Annotated in this window: 16 protein-coding genes; 11 read left to right on the forward strand and 5 right to left on the reverse strand. The window is 66.0% G+C overall.

Annotation, left to right across the window (positions count from 1 at the left end):
* Positions 1 to 206 precede the first annotated feature (206 nt).
* A complete protein-coding gene (locus BN1197_RS10590; RefSeq protein WP_141397268.1) occupies positions 207 to 698 on the reverse strand; it encodes a LytR C-terminal domain-containing protein in 492 nt (163 codons plus the stop codon).
* A 340-nt stretch (positions 699 to 1038) separates the two neighbouring features.
* On the opposite strand from BN1197_RS10590, the gene BN1197_RS10595 reads away from it, so the two are divergent.
* Positions 1039 to 2613 (forward strand): helicase HerA-like domain-containing protein, encoded by a 1575-nt coding sequence (locus tag BN1197_RS10595; RefSeq protein ID WP_095999905.1) that lies wholly within the window; start codon positions 1039 to 1041, stop codon positions 2611 to 2613.
* 148 nt (positions 2614 to 2761) lie between these two features.
* Here the strand turns inward: BN1197_RS10595 and BN1197_RS10600 are convergent, their stop codons facing one another.
* Both BN1197_RS10600 and BN1197_RS10605 read right to left on the reverse strand, forming a co-directional pair.
* The gene (locus BN1197_RS10600) at positions 2762 to 4297 is read right to left on the reverse strand and encodes a hypothetical protein (protein ID WP_040159321.1); all 1536 of its coding nucleotides are present in this window, start codon (positions 4295 to 4297) and stop codon (positions 2762 to 2764) included.
* A gap of 328 nt (positions 4298 to 4625) precedes the next feature.
* The gene (locus tag BN1197_RS10605; protein WP_040159323.1) at positions 4626 to 5534 is read right to left on the reverse strand and encodes a hypothetical protein; all 909 of its coding nucleotides are present in this window, start codon (positions 5532 to 5534) and stop codon (positions 4626 to 4628) included.
* A 335-nt stretch (positions 5535 to 5869) separates the two neighbouring features.
* Between BN1197_RS10605 and BN1197_RS10610 the strand changes: the two genes are divergently transcribed.
* Both BN1197_RS10610 and BN1197_RS10615 read left to right on the forward strand, forming a co-directional pair.
* The gene (locus BN1197_RS10610; protein WP_040159325.1) at positions 5870 to 7504 is read left to right on the forward strand and encodes a hypothetical protein; all 1635 of its coding nucleotides are present in this window, start codon (positions 5870 to 5872) and stop codon (positions 7502 to 7504) included.
* Between the two features lie 161 nt (positions 7505 to 7665).
* Entirely contained in the window at positions 7666 to 8865 is a 1200-nt protein-coding gene (locus BN1197_RS10615) for a flagellin N-terminal helical domain-containing protein (protein ID WP_052466507.1), read from the forward strand.
* On the opposite strand, the gene BN1197_RS10620 is transcribed toward BN1197_RS10615, so the two are convergent.
* Positions 8862 to 10066, reverse strand: a protein-coding gene (locus tag BN1197_RS10620) for an IS3 family transposase (protein ID WP_095999898.1) whose coding sequence is annotated in 2 segments (ribosomal slippage) — positions 8862 to 9814 and positions 9814 to 10066 — 1206 coding nt in all. Because the reading frame shifts where the segments join, the coding sequence is not laid out codon by codon here. The genes BN1197_RS10615 and BN1197_RS10620 overlap by 4 nt on opposite strands.
* Before the next feature lie 40 nt (positions 10067 to 10106).
* Between BN1197_RS10620 and BN1197_RS10625 the strand changes: the two genes are divergently transcribed.
* Positions 10107 to 10322 (forward strand): flagellin, encoded by a 216-nt coding sequence (locus BN1197_RS10625; RefSeq protein ID WP_040159330.1) that lies wholly within the window; start codon positions 10107 to 10109, stop codon positions 10320 to 10322.
* A gap of 121 nt (positions 10323 to 10443) precedes the next feature.
* On the opposite strand, the gene BN1197_RS10630 is transcribed toward BN1197_RS10625, so the two are convergent.
* The gene (locus BN1197_RS10630; protein ID WP_052466509.1) at positions 10444 to 11217 is read right to left on the reverse strand and encodes a DUF4190 domain-containing protein; all 774 of its coding nucleotides are present in this window, start codon (positions 11215 to 11217) and stop codon (positions 10444 to 10446) included.
* A gap of 297 nt (positions 11218 to 11514) precedes the next feature.
* Here BN1197_RS10630 and BN1197_RS10635 point away from each other — a divergent pair, with 297 nt between their 5' ends.
* The 7 genes from BN1197_RS10635 (at position 11515) to BN1197_RS10665 (ending at position 17670) form a co-directional block, all read left to right on the forward strand.
* Complete coding sequence (locus BN1197_RS10635; protein WP_052466511.1) at positions 11515 to 12411, forward strand: FkbM family methyltransferase; 897 nt, start codon at positions 11515 to 11517, stop codon at positions 12409 to 12411.
* The gene (locus tag BN1197_RS10640; RefSeq protein WP_082043804.1) at positions 12408 to 13130 is read left to right on the forward strand and encodes a glycosyltransferase family 32 protein; all 723 of its coding nucleotides are present in this window, start codon (positions 12408 to 12410) and stop codon (positions 13128 to 13130) included. Before BN1197_RS10635 ends, BN1197_RS10640 begins: the two co-directional genes overlap by 4 nt.
* A gap of 27 nt (positions 13131 to 13157) precedes the next feature.
* Positions 13158 to 14450 (forward strand): glycosyltransferase family 2 protein, encoded by a 1293-nt coding sequence (locus BN1197_RS10645; RefSeq protein ID WP_052466514.1) that lies wholly within the window; start codon positions 13158 to 13160, stop codon positions 14448 to 14450.
* A gap of 182 nt (positions 14451 to 14632) precedes the next feature.
* A complete protein-coding gene (locus tag BN1197_RS10650; RefSeq protein ID WP_040159332.1) occupies positions 14633 to 15502 on the forward strand; it encodes a flagellin N-terminal helical domain-containing protein in 870 nt (289 codons plus the stop codon).
* Between the two features lie 100 nt (positions 15503 to 15602).
* A complete protein-coding gene (gene fliD, locus BN1197_RS10655; RefSeq protein ID WP_040159334.1) occupies positions 15603 to 16955 on the forward strand; it encodes a flagellar filament capping protein FliD in 1353 nt (450 codons plus the stop codon).
* 26 nt (positions 16956 to 16981) lie between these two features.
* On the forward strand, positions 16982 to 17368 hold the full coding sequence (fliS, locus tag BN1197_RS10660) for a flagellar export chaperone FliS (RefSeq protein WP_040159337.1): 387 nt from the start codon (positions 16982 to 16984) through the stop codon (positions 17366 to 17368).
* Positions 17365 to 17670 (forward strand): hypothetical protein, encoded by a 306-nt coding sequence (locus BN1197_RS10665; RefSeq protein WP_040159339.1) that lies wholly within the window; start codon positions 17365 to 17367, stop codon positions 17668 to 17670. Before fliS ends, BN1197_RS10665 begins: the two co-directional genes overlap by 4 nt.
* Positions 17671 to 17764: the final 94 nt, after the last annotated feature.

The following is a 17764-nucleotide window of genomic DNA, read 5'->3' on the forward strand; positions in this document are numbered from 1 at the left end:
TCGCCCGTGCCGAAGGGCGGCCGCGTGCGTCCTCGTTCCGTGCTGGTAGTTGACGCATCCTGCACCACGACATGGCTGGTCATGGAGGTGGGCGGCCGAACTGGTCGAGTGGATGTTGCCTGGCGAGTAGCAAATTCGGGCCAGGAGGGCTGTCCGCGAGTCGTTCACCATGTGAGACGGGCTCGGTGACGGCCGCCTTTCGCGCCTCAGCAGGCCGGGGTCGTCGTGGGCGGTGTGACTGCCCCGAACTCGTTGCCGATGACGAGGTCGACGCGCGTGCCCTCGCGTTGGATCGGCTTGAGCACGGAGCCCCGGATGTGGTGCGCGAGGACCTTCGCGCCGGTCGCGGCAGCGGGGCCGTGGCGGATCTCGGCCGGTACCTCGACGACCGTGCCCGCGGGGGCGTTGATGGCCTCCCCGACGGTGAAGCGCTGCGCCCGCAGGGTGTCGGCGGTGTGACTCGCCAGGCCCGCGCGTGAGGTCGCGTTGAGCACGTCGACGGTGATTCCGGCGGGGGGCTCGGGGCAGGAGCTCGGCGTCGCCGCGGGTGTCCGGCCGTCCGTGGCGTCGTTGCCGACGAAGGCCCGCACTCCGGCGACGGCGAGCGCGAGCACCACGAGCCCGAGCGTGGTGAGGTACATCGCGCGACGCCGCCGACGCCGGGCCGTCGGCATCCCCGCCTCGTACGCGTAGCTCACGTGCCCTCCGTTCTGCCCCACCCCCGATGGTGTCACGACCTGCGGGTCGGACCCGTGTGCCCCGCCGCCATCACGGCAAGGTCATGACCGCCGGCGCCGCCCGCAGCCCCCGCTCGAACAGGCACTTTCACCCGCGGCAGCCCCCACACCTCCCCTCAAACAGGCCTTTTGATCGCGCGAAGCCGGGGCAAACCGCCTGTCCGAGCGTCGTCATGCCGGGCGGGTCAGCGCATTCGTCTCGCGCCGCCTCCCGTGTTCAGGGGTGACCCCTTAGGCTGCGCCCGTGAGTACCGAGCAGCTCGATGCCATTCGTGCCGGCTACGCGACGACCGGGTCGTCGATGCAACTCGGGGCTGCGGTCTCGGGTGAGCCGTCGGCACCGACCGCCCATCCTGACGTGCAGGTCGATCTGCCGCTGTCGGTGATGAACCGGCACGGCCTCGTCGCCGGCGCCACCGGAACGGGTAAGACGAAGACGCTGCAGCTCATGGCCGAGCAGTTGTCGGCGAACGGGGTGCCGGTGTTCCTCGCCGACATGAAGGGCGACCTTTCGGGGCTCGGCGCGCTGGGGGAGGGCAACGAGCGCGTCCTCGCCCGCGCCACGGACGTCGGTCAGTCGTGGGAGGCCCTCGGATTTCCGGTCGAGCTGTTCAGCCTGGGCGGCAAGGGGACCGGCGTGCCGATGCGCGCGACGATCACGGATTTCGGCCCGACGCTGCTGTCGAAGGTGCTCGGGCTCAACGCGACACAGACCTCGAGCCTCGGTCTCGTCTTTCACTACGCCGATCAGCGTGGGCTCCCGCTGCTCGACCTCAAGGATCTGCGCGCCGTCGTGCAGTACCTCACCTCCGACGAGGGCAAGGGCGACCTCAAGGAGCTCGGTGGACTGTCGTCCGCCACGGCGGGTGTGATCCTGCGGTCGCTCATCGCGTTCTCGGATCAGGGTGCGGACGTGTTCTTCGGCGAGCCGGAGCTCGACACGAACGACCTGCTGCGCGTCTCCGACGACGGGCGCGGGATCATCTCGTGCCTCGAGTTGCCTGCGGTGCAGGACCGGCCGGCGATGTTCTCGACGTTCCTCATGTGGCTGCTCGCGGATCTCTTCCACGACCTGCCCGAGGTCGGCGACGTCGACAAGCCCAAGCTCGTCTTCTTCTTCGACGAGGCCCACCTGTTGTTCGACGACGCGAGCAAGGAGTTCGTCGACCAGATCGAGCAGACCGTGCGCCTCATCCGGTCCAAGGGTGTCGGCATCTTCTTCGTCACCCAGACCCCGCGCGACGTTCCCGCGGGGGTGCTCGGGCAGCTCGGCAACCGCATTCAGCACGCGTTGCGGGCGTTCACGCCGGAGGACGAGAAGGCGTTGCGGGCGACGGTCAAGACGTTCCCGAAGAGCGAGTACGACCTCGGTGAGCTGCTGACGAACCTCGGAACGGGCGAGGCGGTCGTTACCGTGCTCTCCGAGCGAGGTACGCCGACGCCGGTGGCGTGGACGCGCATGCGCGCCCCGCAGTCACTCATGGCGCCCATGGACGCCGCCGCGATGGCCGAGGTGGTGGCGAGGTCGCCCCTCGGGTCCAAGTACAACGAGGCCATCGACCGGGAGTCGGCGTACGAGCGACTCTCGGCGCGGGTCTCCGGAGCGTCCGAGGGCGGAGCCGCGACACCGGTCGAACAGCCGGCGCCTGCGCCGACGCAGCCTGCGCCACAACGGGGCCCCCAGCCCATCCCGATGGATGATCGCGAGCCGGCGCCCCGCCGCTCCAAACAGGCGGCGCCGAAGGAGGAGCCGGGCCTCATGAAGCAGGTTATGGAGAACCCGATGATGCGCTCGATGCTCCGCAGCGCCGGCACCGCTCTGGGTCGAGAGATCACGCGCAGCATCTTCGGCACCGCTCGCCGTCGCCGCCGCTGACGGGACCCGTCAAGGCGCCGGGCGCGAGAGCCGCGTGCTCGCCCGACGCTCGAACAGGCAGTTTGCGCCTGGCCCGCGGGTTTGTCGCGGTGTCGAGTGGCACAAACCGCCTGTTCGAGCGGGGGTGGGTCGTCGCCCAGGGTTACGGCTACGGCGTGACGAGCTTGTAGTCCTTGGCGATCTTCGTGACGGTACCGACCGCCGTGGCCGGTTTGAAGTCGATCGCCATGCTCGTGGCGCCCGCCGCGGTGATGTCGGTCGGCTTGACCGTGAGCGTCTTGGATGACGTCTTCGTGCCGGCGGTGATCGTGTACTTCGTCGTCCACGAGGTGATTCCCTCGGCCGGCGCGTAGGTGACCTTCGTGCCGCTGGCGGGCCCCTGGTTGGCCAGCTCGATGTTCTTACTTGCGCTGGTCAAGTCGAAGCTCTGGCCGGCCGAGGTGAGCTGGTTGTCGACCGTGTACCCACGGTTGGCGACCGGCCTGAGGTAGATCTTCGCCGTGTCAGCGCCCTTGTCGAACTTGGGTTTGTACGTGGCGATCCCGCTCTTGGCGGCCTTGACGGCCTTGTAGGTCGTCTTGAAGGAGCCGTCCTTCTGCTTGACGTCCTGGCCGACCCACCACGTCATGCCGGGCTTCGCCTTCAGGGACACCGTGTCGGACTTGGTGCCGGCGAGATCCTTGTGGCTCACCATCGCGTCGTTGACGAGCACCTGTGCGGCTCCGGGTACGTCGCGGAAGGCGACCTGCCTCGAGAGCGACTCGAGCACGTACTTGCTGCTGGTCCGCTCCGCCGTGACGGTGACCTCACCGGCGTGGAGGTCGTCGGGGTCGACCTTGAGGTAGGCAACGCCCTTGATCGCCACGGGCTTGTTGTTCCCGATCCTCCACTTGACGCCTTCGATGCCGGTCACGCGAACGGTCTCGTAGGCGGCGCCGGGGCCGTAGCCCTTGTGGGCATCCAGCGGATCCTCACCGGTCTCGACGGCTGCGTCGAGCGCCGCCGCTGAGATGGTGACGGTCGGGGTGTCGGTGATCTTGCCGACCGGGTCGAAGGTCGGGATGTTGTCGACCGTGTAACCGGCATCCTTGGTGGCGACCACGGTCGAGCTCAGGGTGACCGGAACGTTGATCACGTCGGCCCTGGCGAAGGAGGACGAGTCGAGCACCGTCGTCTTGGTGCCGGTGGTCACGGTCCAGACGATGCCGGTGGTCTTCGGAAGACTCACGAAATCCCGGGAGCCGGGGACGTCGTTCCACGTCACCTTGAGGTTCGCGGCATCGATCGGGTCGCCGTCGATGTTCGTGGGGGCGGGAAACACCCATTCGGTCGGTGTTCCGGTGGCCATCGACCAGATGCTCAAGTCGTTGTTCTGTGCGAGGTCGGCCGTGACCGTCGCGCCTCCGGTGACAGCGACATCCTTGTACTCGTCGCCGGTGGCGATGTCGACGGCCTGACCGTTCACGGCCCACGAGACGCCCGGAATGTTCAGCAGACGGATCACGTCCATCGAGGTGCCCGGTCGATCCAGCAGGCGCGGGTACTGCGCCGCCTTGAGCGACACGGTCTTGGGCTTGGGGGTGGTCGCGGCCGTGGCGGCGGTGGTCCCCGCTGCCATGAGGCTCGTGGCCGTGACGGTGAACGCGGCCAGGGCGGCCAGGGTGCGGCGGGGTGTGGTGGGCATGCGAGGTCCTTCTCTTTCGTGGCTCGTCCGTGAGACACGCCGGGTGATCCAGAGTGTGCGCGCGCTGCGGGCGTGAGCCGTGGGCGGGCGCGGTGCCTTCATGTACGGCCGACCGAGACGGTTTCGCACTCAACCGAAGATCACGGAAAGATAACGGGGCAGGTGAGTGGCATCGTCACGCATTTGCGCACATGGGAGGGGCGCGCTGCGAGCGGCGATGTGCTGGTCCGGGGCCCGTTGGCTCAGAGCCCGATTGCCCGGCGGGGAGTTATCGTTCTGGCCAAGAGGCGCCGTTCTCCGTCTCGCTCTCGCAACTGTCACGTCGCGCCTACGACGGCGGAATGGCCGCCAGCGCCTCGGGTGAGGCGAGTCGTGAGAGGTCCGCGCGACGGTCTGCGAGTTCGGCCCACGGGGCTCCGGCGGCGGCGGCGGTGATCGATCGTACGGCGGCGACCACGGCAGGGGTTCCGTCGGTGCAGATGGCATGCCGCGGCAGCCCGGTGGAGCGGACGAACGCGCCTTCGACGGCCAGGCCGAGCACCGTGGCGAGGTCGGTGAACGTCGCGCCGGTGCCGTGAAGCGGCAGGTCGTAGACGATCGCGACGGTGCGGTAGGCGTCGGCCCAATGCGAGATCTGAAGGTCGTAGAGCCGCGCGGAGTACTGCCGGATGACGTCGTCGGCGGGAAACATCATGCGCATGACGTGCTGCAGTCGATACACCGTGGCGATCGGCGTCAGGGTCGATTCCTGCTCACTGATCGCGTCGATGAGTTCGCGCAATGTGAGGTCGGGCAGGATCTGCGCGAGCCTCTCGGTTGCCGCGTCGAGTCGGCGGATATGCACCTCGGGGCGAAACAGGTAGGCGATGAGATCGAGCTGATAGTTGGCGGCGAACGACCAGCGACGGATGAGCCGCGCCTTGTTGGCGCTGCCCGGATCGATGCCGCTCTCGACACACATGTCGCGAAAGCAGCGCATGACCCTCTCGATGGGGAGCGTGTCGAAAAGACTGTTTGCGTGCGAGTAGGCGACCGGTCCTGACGAATTGGAGGACGTGTCGAGCACCGCCTCGCCGAGCGCGCGAATTCCCGCCTCGAGAAGCCACCGCACCTCGGGCTCGTTGGGGTCACGGGCGACGGCGCCTCGTCGTGTGGTCAGCGTGGTGAGGTGGGTGACGACTCCCGTGAGGTCGTCATCGCCCGGGTTCGCTGACGGGCACGGAGGTAGGGCGGACACACGGCCCCCTTCAGAGCAAAACGACCAATTGATCCATGATCGCCTGAATGTGGGCCGGTCAGGCGGCCTACGCCGAGCGACCATGCAGTTGCGACCGGATGGTTGCAACCGCGGATCGCCCTCCGATGGTCTCGCATTCCTGGGTATCTGGCACCGCCGATCGCGACTGCTCATACCGGGATGACGGAATGGTCAAGCCGCGGCAACAAAATCTTCACGACTGAAGTCCTGAACCTCGAATGATCCAGGAGCTCGGGGCGCCCTGCCGCTGAAATCGCTCGTCCGATGGCCGATAGGTGGGCAGGAGCACACGAATCTCACGGAAGAGACCTGCCATGACCCACGGACTGGGACACCGACTCACGCGCGCCACCCTCGTCACGCTCGTCGCCCTCGCGCCTGCCGTGGCGACGACGGCGGCGCCGCCCGCTTCTGCCGCGAGCAATGACCCCCTCGTCACCGTCACCGATGGATGTGGACGGGTGGATTCGCTGACCATCGACAGCGGCGGGCGGTACTGGCTCCAACTGTTGCCCGATGGGAAGGCGGCCGCTACGTCCTCCGCCAAGCCGCAGCTGGAAGACCCTGTCGAGGACTGGGCGAAGTACTACGGCTACATCGAGTTCTCCGGTTCGTGGCGGCGCACGTCCGATCTCGCGAAGTCCTATCTCCTCGTGCGGGTGCTCAAGGACGACGGGGTGAGGAGCTTCAAATACGTCTCCCAGGTCCTCGCCGGCGCGGAGGGCACCGCGATCCGTGGCACCGATCAGACCAAGCTCACCAACGAGGATTGCGTGCAGCCGGAGGAGCCGACGTTCACCGATGAGGAGGGTTCGGCGAACGACACGGTGACGATTCCCAGCACGCCGGGGGTGAAGTATTCCGGTAAGCCGGGTGTCACGCCGGGCAAGGGCACGGTGACCGTGACGGCGACGGCCGAGAAGGGCTTTCGTCTCGCTGACGAGGACGGCGTTCCGTTGCCGGTGTCGGCGACGCGCTGGACGCACACGTTCGACGGGACGTCGCCGGTCGAGGTGCCGCGGGGCAAGGCGCCGGCGTTCCGGCGTGGCGCGACTATTCCGGCGAGCAAGGGCAAGCCCGCGGGTCGTGGGCCCAACGTCGTCATCGTGCGGTACGTGCCGGGTGTGGCGTGGGTGGTCGACGGCAAGCAGGTGAAGGTCACGGAGAAGCAGACCATCGTCGAGGTGCCCGTGGGTGACAAGGCGTCGGTGGAGGTGCAGGCGGTCTCGGCCGATCCCAAGGCGTTCGCCCTCTCGGGCGAGACCGAGTGGGTCGTCGGGATGACGCCGAGCACGAAGCCGGCCGCGCCCAGGGTCGTGGCGGCGCCGGGCGGGGTGAATCTGCGGAAGAGTCCGTTGACGTGGTCGCCGGCTCCGGGGTTTCCGAGCTACGCCAAGCACAACGTGCGCTACCGCGTGGTGACGTTGACGAAGAACAACGTGCGTGCGTCGGCACCGTGGCGGCCGTGGTTGCAGGAGACGACGCTGCGCAACGGCCTCATCACCGCCAAGCCGGGCACGGTCATCGAGGTCACGGCGCAGTCGGTCGCGAACCGCCGGGTGTCGGCGTGGTCGGCGCCGACGACGGTGTGGTTCCCGCTCGACGTCAAGGGCGGCGGCGCGAAGAAGTTCTGGACGCTGCGCACGGAGCCGGGCGCGATCGGCTCGTCGATGTACGGCGCGCACCAGCGCACGAGCGCGTGGACGACGAAGACGCCCACGACGAACAAGGTGCTGCTCTGGTTCGGCACCGCCCCGAACGGTGCTCCGGCTGCGGTGTACGTCGACGGCAAGCGCGTCGCGACGGTCCAGACCAAGGCCCCGCGTGTGCGGTCGCGTCAGATGCTCAAGGCGATTCCCGTGCTGTGGGGCAAGCATGTCGTCACGGTCGTGCATGCGGGAAAGAACGGTCAGACGCTGCGGATGGACGGGGTGGCGTACGGGCGGTGAGGCGGTAGCCCGGGGCAATGACCGTCGCGTGCTCGTGCGACCGACCGGTCGTACGAGGGTGCTCGTGGGGGTCGGATCGCGGCCGATTGGACAGCTGACCCGTGCGGTGTCCGGCCCGGTGGCCCGCAGAAGGCGATGATCCGAAAGGACGCGGGCTGCGCATGCGCATCAATCAGAACCTCGCGGCGATGAATGCCTACCGCTCGTCGACGACGAACCAGAGCGGTCTCGACAGAGCCATGGAGCGGTTGTCATCGGGGCTGCGGATCAATCGCGCGGCCGACGACGCTGCGGGACTCGCGATCTCCGAGACCATGCGCGCGCAGGTCAACGGGCTGAGCCAGGCGGTCAGCAACACCCACGACGGCATCAACCTCATGCAGACGGCCGAGGGCAGCCTCAACGAGGACCACGCGATCCTGCAGCGGATGCGCACCCTCGCCGTGCAGGCGGCCACCGGCACCAACAGTAAAGAGAACCTGCAGCAGATCCAGGCCGAGATCGATCAGCTCATGGCGCAGATCGACCAGATTGCCGACAGCACGCAGTTCAACGGGATGCCACTTCTCGATGGGACTTTCGTCAAGAAGAACTTTCAGATCGGCGCCAATGCGGGGGACACGAAAGAAGTGACGATCGGTCATCCGATCTCCTCGCTCGTGCCGCCGACCTCACCCGCGTACGCGTTGTGGGGGCTCGACGACGCCGCCGAACGCGCCAAGATTCCGAACCCTTTCGTGGTCCAGCAGAACGTCACGGCGGCCGGCGAGACGATCACCGTGAGCGTCGACCTGCCCGATCCGCCTCCTGCGACCGCGACAGAACTCGCCGATGTCCTTCGTGCGGATCCGAACTTCAGCGCGTCGTTCGACGTCGCGATCGGGGATTGGAAGGAGCCTGATATCGAGCCCAGGATCGGCGTCAATCTCGGAATCATGGCGAAGACTCCGGGTGCCGGTGGGGTCACGGTTCTGAACACGGAGAGTTTTGCGCGCACACAAGCCAGGGCGGGCAGCGACGAGATCCCCGCGGAGTACGGCGGGTACCACGCAGCCGAATTGCTCGGTGGCCCGATCGACGTCACCCGGGAGGCCGGCTCCACGACGACGACACCGACGACGCCTCCCAGCGACGGCTACTGGAGTCCGACCGGAGATCTCGTCAACGAGGCCTACGTCTGGGTCCCTGCGAATTCGGGCGGGACAGGCGATCCCATCACCCAGACGTGGGCGTCGGGAGCCTCCGACGCCATCGAGCGCATCGACCGCGCGATCGCGCGCGTCAGCCGTGGGCGCACCGAGATGGGGGCCACTCAGAACGTCCTCGCCTGGGGTTGCCCCCGTTTGACGGACATCGATTAAGCGGCTTGGGCCGCGGTGGTGTTGCGGTGTTCGAAGGCTACCGGGCTGATGAATCCGAGGGCGCTGTGGCGCCGGCGGCGGTTGTACAGGGTCTCGATCCACTCGCTCACACCGCGGATCGCGGCGGCACGGGTGCCGAACTCGTGTCGGTTGAAATACTCGGTCTTCAGCGTGGCCCAGAAGCTCTCTTGTTGGGCGTTGTCCCAGCACACTCCGGTACGGCCGACCGATAGCCGCACGCCGAGCCCGGCGGCGGCGTCGTGCAGCTGCTGGGAGGTGTACTGGCAGCCCCGGTCAGCGTGCAGGATCACCCCACGGTCGAAGCCCTCGCGGAAGGTGACCGCGCGCCGCAGGGCTTGCTCGACGAGGTCGGTGTGCAGGTTGTTGCTGAAGGCGTAGCCCAACACGCGGCGCGAACAGCCGTCACGGACCGCGCACAAGTACAGCCACCCCTCACCAGTGGGCAAGTACGTGATGTCCGAGGTCCACACCTTGTTGAGTGCGCCGGTGTCGAAGCGCCGCCCGACCAGGTCCGGGATCGCGTGCGGTGAGGGACCACTGATCGTGGTCACCGGCGTCCACGGCCGCGGACTGACCCCTCGGATCCCTTCGGCGCGCATCGCTTTGGCCACCGTCTTCGTCGAGACCTTCTCGCCGGCGGCGCGTAGCTGCGCGGTGATCCGCGGGGCGCCGTAAACCCCGTCTGATTCCTCGTGCGCGGCAAGAACCAGGGCGCGGACCTGGCGCCAACGCCGCTCCCGCGGCCCCGGCTCGGTCCCATGCCGGGTGGCCCAGTCGTAATAGCCCGAACGGGACACACCCAGCAGCTCACACATCCGCGCCACGCTCGGACGCTGCGCGGCGGGCTGGGCCTTCTCCACGTGGATCAACGCGAACGCGGCGTCGGGTTCGACGCGTTCTCCGTCGCGAAGAAGGCCGCTGCTTTTTTCAAGAACTCCCGATCCATCCGCAACTGCGCATTCTCCGCACGCAGCCGCTCCAGCTCGGCCCGCTCGTTGATGTCTACCGCCGCCGGCGGGTCATCCACCCGGGCTCGCTCCGCAGCAACCCACCGGCCCAGCAGTTGCTCGCCCACCCCGATCTCCTGCGCGACCGCGCGGATCGTGCGGCCGGTGTCGATCACCAGATGCGCGGCATCACGCCGGTACTGCGGCGTGAACTTCTTCCTGGCTGCACCCATGACAGCATCCTCTCCCGCCAGGTCACCCTGACCAGTCCGGATGTCCGTCAAACGGGGTCAAGCCCACGCCCACACGGCGCGTGCGAACGGGGTCGCTGCCGAGAACCTCGCGATGTCAGAAAGCCGTATCCGCGACGCCGACCTCGCCAAGGAGGTGGCGCAGATGGAGCGTTGGAAACTGCTGTGCCAGTCGTCGATCTCCATGCTCAGCGAGGCCAACAAGGTGCCGCAGACGCTGCTGAAGCTGCTCGGCTGAGGTCATCTGCCCCTGATGGGCGCGTCCAGCCCACGAGAGTCGACGCGCCCACGGTGATCGCGTGGCAATCGACGCCCAGAGTGACCTGCGAGCCGTGGTCGGGTCGTCGTCGGCGCAGCGGTCAGAGGGTCCACTCGGCGTCATCGAAGACGACCGAGGCCACCTTCGCGTTGGCGGGCACCTCGAAGAGGATCCAGCCGTCGACGGTGCCCTTGGGCTTGAGGTCGATGTTCTGCGGCAGCGCCTGGCCCTTCGCGGGCTCGGCCATGGGGTTTGCGTCGTACGCCTGACCTTGCTTGGTGTAAACCTTGGCGCCGTACCAGCTGAGGTTGGTGTACGTGGTCGAGCCGACGTTGGTCACCTTGACGTGGGCAGACACGAACTTGTTGCCCTCCGCAGGCTTGATGAGCCCGTTGTCGGACTTGACGTCGTCCTGCACCTTGTCGACGGTGAGGGAGGCATTCCCCTGGCCCTTGAAGTCGTCGATGACGATGGCCTTCCCGAGCTTCACCTCCTTGTCGGAGGCAGCCTCTTCGCCGCTCCTGACCTGGGCGGTATCGGCCGCGTCGCCGCCCTTACCAGCCGAGTTCTCCGAGGATCCGTCGAGAGAGCTGGCGGCGACGATAGCGAGGATCATCCAGATGATTCCCACGAGTGCGGCCAGCGACGACAGGATCAGTCCGGCCATCGCGGACCCGAAGTTCGTGGCGCGCCCGGCGCGAGCGCGAAACAGGCCGGCGATCGAGAGGCCGAGACCGATCAGCGCCAGGGGAATCGCCGTCACCCCGACGACCGGCATGAGCGCCATCACCAGCGAGATGATGCCGAGGACGAGCCCCGCCGTGCCGAGCCCGTTCTGCGGGGGTGCGAGGTGCGTGCCGCTGCTGGTGGCCATGATGTGGTCCCTTCGTCCTGATCTGGCTGCGGTGATCCCTCGCATCATTCCCTATCGCGGGCGGCGAGATCCGACGGAGAGTCGCGGTTGTTCCTGAGGTCTGCGGTGACGTAGCGGATGGGTGCAAGAAGGTGAGGATCTTCTCCATCCGGAGAGGGGCACGTGCAGGCCATGGGCCGTACGCGGATCACTTGGTTTTGGTGGCCAGCTCACGCATGGACGCCCAGCGTCGATAGGAGGCAGAGCGGGGCCAAGCGAACACCCCACAGCGGGGCCGTAGCGACGAGGAGGACATGGATGGCAGAGCACAGCGCCGTCTACGTCGGCGAGGGGCGGCTGCTCGTCACGACCGCATGGGGGTTCCACCTTTACTGCCCATCGCGAGAAATGAGCATCGTGCCGCAGCTCGTGGCGAGCGGTAAATTCGAGCGCGAACTGGCTGATTTCCTCATTTCGAGCATCTTGCCAGGGGACGTCGTTGTAGATATCGGCGCCAATATCGGAGTCTTTACGACGATGCTCGGCCACCTCGTGGGTGACAAAGGAAGGGTCTTCGCGTTCGAGCCGGTCTCTGCCAACTTCGACTTCTTGCGTGACAATGTCGAATCGAACTGGTTGGGGCCGAGGGTCTCGCTGCACCAGTGCGCGATCGGCGATAGTAATGAGTTGGAGTACATCAAGAGCCACCCATGCTGGGGAGGGCTGGCTTCGGTCGGTTCGGTCGGCACCTCGCAAATGACAACGGGCGTCTCAGGCCGCGGATCTTATATCGAGCAGACGCAGGTGTTCAGGTTGGACGACATACTCGAAGGCGACGGGGAGTTGGCGCTTGTCAAGATCGATGTTGAGGGACACGAGCTCCGTGTTTTTCGAGGAATGTCCCAATTGCTGGCGGATCGCCGTATTCGAGCGGTTGTGTTCGAGTGCATCGCCTCTCGCATGGGCGACGACTGGCGGCCATTCGTTTCCCTGCTGGCCGAGTTGGCCAAGGATGGTTGGACGTTCAGCATTCTGCGGGGCGAAAGGCAAGGGGAATCGGTATCCGTGGAGGACGTTGCAGCCCACGGGCATTTGTATCACGTGCTCATGCGTCGACCGGGTGAAGCCGAACATTCTGCCCTGCAACCTTCGTTGGACCCCTTGGTGGTCGGGCCTGACGACCCGCTGCTCCTGAAGATCGAAGGTGCCGATTGAGTACGCCTCAGATTCTCCACTTCGTGTGGATCGGCGATAATTCCAAGCGCCCCGATGGGTGTATCGAGTCCTGGCGTAAGCTGAATCCGGGCTATGAAATTCGCGTGTGGGGCAACGATGATCTGGCTTCGCGAAGCTGGGTGAATGCTGCACATATGCGTCAAATGAGTCGGTACGAGTTGTGTGGAGTGGCCGACCTCATGCGGTATGAACTGTTGTATGAGTTCGGGGGTATCGCGCTGGATGCGGACTCCATGTGCGTCCGCCCCCTCGAGCCCTGGCTTCTCGAGCCGGACGATTTCACATGCTGGAGTAACGAGATCCACCTGCCGGGGCTACTGGCTAACGGGGTGATGGGTGCAGCGCCCCGCTCCCCCTACATTGCGGCCATTATGATGCGCATAAAAGACGCGCCTTCCGTGACGTTTGATCGTGCATGGAAGACCACGGGTCCGGTGGTGACGACGAATGTGTGGCGGGAGTTTGCGTACCCTCTGACCGTCTACCCATCTCACTACTTCCTTCCGGATTTTCACTCCGGTGAGTCGTATGCTGGGCGCGGCCCCATTTTCGCTCGGCAGTTCTACGGATCGACCTACAACGGGCTCCGTTCGGGTTCGCACGACGAATATGATCGCATCAGCGCGCTCGTGTTGGAGGATGTCGTCGGGGCGGCCCGCGCGGTCGCTGGTTCCGTGACAGAAGCCCCGGGCTCATGAGCTCTCGGGGGTAGCCGATGAGAGGGCATGGAGACTCCTCTGCTTGCAGCCGCCCTCATCGTCAAGGATGAGGAAGCCAACCTCCCAGGCTGCTTGGATTCACTACGGGCCCTCGGTGATCTCATGTCGGAGATCTGTGTCTACGACACCGGCTCGACGGATCGCACCATCGAGGTCGCGGAGGCTGCCGGTGCCCGCGTCGAGCGCGGCTACTGGGATGATGATTTTGCTCGCGCGAGGAACGCGGCATCCGCCATGTGTGCGTCCAAGTGGGTTTTAACACTCGATGCTGATGAACGCATCGTCGTGCTCGACCCGGTGAGATTCAAATCGGCCTTGCGATCGGCACTTACAGCGGAGTTGTATGGCGCGGACGCGTTGCTAGTGGCGGTCGCGGACGTGCGCGGAGGGGTGGAGTTGCAAGCCCACGAATCGATTCGTCTGCATCGTCCGGGCCGCTGCCGTTGGCGCGGTCGCGTTCATGAGACCATCGTGAGTCTGCGAAGCCCTGAGCGGCCCGTCGCTGCCGACCTTCCACGCTCGGTTGTTTACATCGATCATCACGGTTACGGAGATCAAGCCAAGAACCCGTTGCGGTTCGACCGCAATCTGAAACTTGCAGACGCCGCGGTGCGCGACCTGCAGTCGACGGAAGATCTCCCAGCATATGTCCAGGCACTCGTGGACCGAGCCCGTACCAAGCGGGCCCTGGGCGACGTGGGCGGCGCGCTGAGCGACCTGCGAGCTGCTTGGCTGCAGCCCGTATCTACCAGCTACCGTGCCTTTGGTGGAGAACTGCTGGTCGAGACGCTGATTCAGGTGGGGCAGTTCTCGGACGCGGAGGCAGTCCTTAGGCAACTACGGTCGGAAGGCGTCTCGCGGGCCGGCTATTGCGACTGGCTGGAGGCGACCATGGCCACCGCGTTGGGTGACACCAGCCGAGCACTCTGCCTGCTCCGCGGTGTCGGAGTGATCGCTAGCTCTCTTGGGGTCGTTGTTGGCCCGCGTATTCTGTTGGAAGACCTGATGTGGGCGGCCATCGCAGAAGGCCAAAACTTAGAAGCCGCATCATCGCTGGTCAACCTGATGGCTGCGCAGGGGGTAATACGTCGAAAATTCGGCGACCTGCTTCTGAATCTGGCATCGGACGTGCCGACCGATGGATTGATCGACGTGCTTCTCGAGCATGACCGCGGCCACATCCCTGAGCTGGCGGCAGAACTGGAGCTCAGTCGGGCACCCGGCCCTGAGATCGCAGCCGCTCTGAGGAGAAGATCCCCGGCCAAATCGCCTGCGGTGCAGGCATGCTCGCGTCGCTGAAGATAATTCTGGACGAACACCTTCAGGTGGTGGTTGATCGTCCGATGGGTTGGGTGTCGGGCACCGGTTGACCCGGCATCACGCCGGGGCAATTCGCCTCGACTGGCGTCATCCAAACGGGTGGCGCCTCGGGATCGCCAAGGAAGGCGACCCGGACCCCACATCCACGAAGGAGCATCATCATGGGTCTTCAGATCAACACCAACGTCGCCGCACTCAACTCCTACCGCAACCTCACGGGCACGCAGGGTTCGATGCAGACCTCGCTGGAGCGCCTGAGCTCCGGCCTGCGCATCAACCGCGCTGCGGACGACGCTGCTGGTCTGGCCATCTCCGAAAAGCTGCGCAGTCAGGTCAACGGGCTGAACCAGGCGCAGGCCAATGCGCAGGATGGCGTCTCGCTCATCCAGACCGCTGAAGGAGCGATGAACGAGTCGCACTCCATCCTGCAGCGCATGCGTACCCTCACCGTGCAGGCTGCCAACGGCACCAACACGGCAGAGGACCGCGGGGCCATTCAGAAGGAGCTCAACTCCCTGACCAAGGAACTCAACGGCATCGCCGACCGTACGGAGTTCAACGGCTCCAAGCTGATCGACGGCAGCTACGGCACCACTGGCGTATCGTTCCAGATCGGTGCCAACAAGGGCCAGACGATGGACGTCAAGATCGGCGACATGAGCGCGGGCGCTTCGGGCCTCAACCTCGCTGCGGGCACGGGTGGCGCCGCGACCTTCAAGATTGACCTTGGGGCGGCCTCGGCTACGGCGACGGACTTCTCGAACGCTCTCGACGCCATCGACACCGCTATCAAGAGCGTGTCGAGCCAGCGCGCCGACCTCGGTGCTGTCCAGAACCGTCTCGACCACACCATCAAGAACCTCGGTGTGTCGGCGGAGAACCTGGCCGCCTCGGAGAGCCGCATCCGCGACACCGACATGGCGAAGGAGATGACGAACTTCACCCGTTCGCAGATCCTGCAGCAGGCCGGCACCGCGATGCTCGCCCAGGCCAACCAGAGCTCGCAGGGTGTCCTGCGTCTCCTCGGCTGACCCGAGCTGATCTGAACAACTGAACAACCCTCAGGGGGCATGGGCGATCGCCCGCGCCCCCTGAGCGGTTTTCGGTTCATCCACGGAAGGAGAAGACGGCATGCAGATCAGCGGATTGGGCTCAGGCATCGACACTGCCTCGATGGTCCAGCAGCTCATGAGCGTGGAACGGCTCGCCGGCAAGCAGTACACCGCCGGTAAGACGAGTGCGCAGGCCCTCGTCAACGCCTACACGAGTCTCAACGGCAAGATGAAGGCGGTGGCGGACGCCGCCGCCAAGTTCGTCCCGACCTCGGTCATCGACAAGCCAGTGTGGAACAGCGTCGCGGCGACGAGCAGCAACACCGACATCGCCAAGGTCACCGCCGGTGACAAGGCACAGGCCGGAACCCTGACGTTCTCGGTCAAGAGCCTTGCTCAGGCGGGCACCGTGCTCGGCGACAAGTCGTTCGCCGCCACCGATGTCGTCAACGGTGGCGCGGCCTTCGACTTCAACGTCGAGGTCGCGGGCAAGACGACGAACATCAAGGTCGGCCCCGATGCCAAGCTCGTCGATGTCGTCGCTGCCATCAACCAGCAGGGCGGCACCGACGTCAAGGCCACGATGGTGCAGGTCGCGACGGGCACCTACAAGCTGCAGGTCACCTCGGCCAGCACGGGTGCGCAGAGCAACGTCAACGTCACCAACGGGACCACGCCGCCGGTCGTCGCCGACGTGCTCGGCAACTTCGCCACCGTCGCCAAGGGGCAGGACACCGTCCTGCACATCGGTGACCCGGCCTCCGGCTACGAGGTCACGTCGTCCACCAGGGACTTCAAAGACCTACTGCCGGGTGTGACGATCAGCCCGGTCAAGGCCGACCCCGCCACGCAGGTCACGGTGGATCTCAAGAGCGACGTCGACGGCATGTCGACCAAGATCGAGGAGCTCGTCAAGGCCGCGAACGAGGCCTTGTCGAACATCAAGATCAACAGCGGCTACAACAAGGACAAGCCAGAGCTGTCGGGCCCCTTCGTCGGAGACGCCACCACGCGCGACCTGACCAACCGCATTCGGGAGGCCGTGGTCGGCTCCTCGAGCGCACTCCCCGCGGCCGCAGGCATCTCCATCGACAAGGCCGGCACGATCACGTTCGACAAGGCGAAGTTCGCCGAGGCGTACGCGAAGGACCCGGTCGTCGCGCAGAAAAGCGTCGACGCCTTTGCGAGCAAGCTCGGCGAGGTGAGCAAGCAGGCGACCGACACCGACAAGGGCCTCATCACCCTGCAGATCAACAGCCAGAACGCCCTGATCAAGGACTACTCGGCTCAGATCACCCGGTTCAACGACCGAATGGATCTGCGGCAGCAGACCCTCACCGCGCAGTTCCAGGCCATGGAGTCGATGCTCGGCAAGCTCCAATCGCAGGGCTCCTGGTTGCAGAGTCAGCTCGCCACGCTCCCGACCGGCTGACCGGTCACGACGAACAGGACACGCGCATGACCACCCAGTCCCACCTCCGCAACCAGTACGCCCGCGAGGCCGTCACCACCGCATCGCCCGCCAAGCTCGTGACGATGCTGTACGACCGGCTGCTCAAGGACCTCAAGGATGCGGAGGCGGGCCTGGGGGAACGTGACATCCAGGGCGTGCACAACGCCCTCACCCATGCGCAGGACATCCTCTGCGAGTTCCACTCCACCCTCGACACCTCGGTGTGGAAGGAGGGGGAGAACCTCAAGCGCCTCTACGAGTGGTCGATCGACATGCTCATGAACGCCAACATCGAGAAGAACCTCCAGCGCGTCGTCGACGTGCGCGAGGTACTCGAACCTCTCGCCGACGCGTGGCACCAGGTCGCGCGTGTCTCCAACGGAGAGTCGTGAGCCTCGCCGCCTGGGAGCAGGCCCTCACGCAGATCGAGGACGAGCTCGACGCCCACGAGGAGGCCGTGCGCAGCGGCACCGCAACGGTCGTTCCCCAGTGGGAGCCGCCGACGGACCTCGGCCCGTTGCCGGCACCGCTTGCCGATCGGGTCACACACCTGACGAGCCGCATTCAACTGCTCTCGACGTTCGTCCAGTACCAGCTCGCCGCCACCGAGAGCGATCTCGCCCACCTCGAGCGGCAGAACGGCCGACCGAAGAGCTCCAGCGCCATCTCGCTGTATCTCGACAGTTCGGTCTGAACACAGACGATTCCGCGCGCCACGGACGGTGCGCGCGCAGGGACCGCCAGACGGCATCGACGACATTCTTCAGGTCGCCGGGGCGGTCTCCGAT

This window comes from Mobilicoccus massiliensis, from assembly GCF_000826525.2.
Taxonomy (GTDB): domain Bacteria; phylum Actinomycetota; class Actinomycetes; order Actinomycetales; family Dermatophilaceae; genus Mobilicoccus; species Mobilicoccus massiliensis.

Bases quoted from the DNA above. Each gene is read 5' to 3' on its own strand.
- BN1197_RS10610 (WP_040159325.1), top strand. From the start codon at position 5,870: ATGACCCACGGACTGGGACACCGACTCACGCGCGCCACCCTCGTCACG.
- fliS (WP_040159337.1), top strand. From the start codon at position 16,982: ATGACCACCCAGTCCCACCTCCGCAACCAGTACGCCCGCGAGGCCGTC.
- BN1197_RS10645 (WP_052466514.1), top strand. From the start codon at position 13,158: ATGGAGACTCCTCTGCTTGCAGCCGCCCTCATCGTCAAGGATGAGGAA.
- BN1197_RS10635 (WP_052466511.1), top strand. From the start codon at position 11,515: ATGGCAGAGCACAGCGCCGTCTACGTCGGCGAGGGGCGGCTGCTCGTC.
- BN1197_RS10630 (WP_052466509.1), bottom strand. From the start codon at position 11,217: ATGGCCACCAGCAGCGGCACGCACCTCGCACCCCCGCAGAACGGGCTC.
- BN1197_RS10595 (WP_095999905.1), top strand. From the start codon at position 1,039: ATGCAACTCGGGGCTGCGGTCTCGGGTGAGCCGTCGGCACCGACCGCC.
- BN1197_RS10600 (WP_040159321.1), bottom strand. From the start codon at position 4,297: ATGCCCACCACACCCCGCCGCACCCTGGCCGCCCTGGCCGCGTTCACC.
- fliD (WP_040159334.1), top strand. From the start codon at position 15,603: ATGCAGATCAGCGGATTGGGCTCAGGCATCGACACTGCCTCGATGGTC.
- BN1197_RS10650 (WP_040159332.1), top strand. From the start codon at position 14,633: ATGGGTCTTCAGATCAACACCAACGTCGCCGCACTCAACTCCTACCGC.
- BN1197_RS10625 (WP_040159330.1), top strand. From the start codon at position 10,107: ATGTCCGTCAAACGGGGTCAAGCCCACGCCCACACGGCGCGTGCGAAC.
- BN1197_RS10615 (WP_052466507.1), top strand. From the start codon at position 7,666: ATGCGCATCAATCAGAACCTCGCGGCGATGAATGCCTACCGCTCGTCG.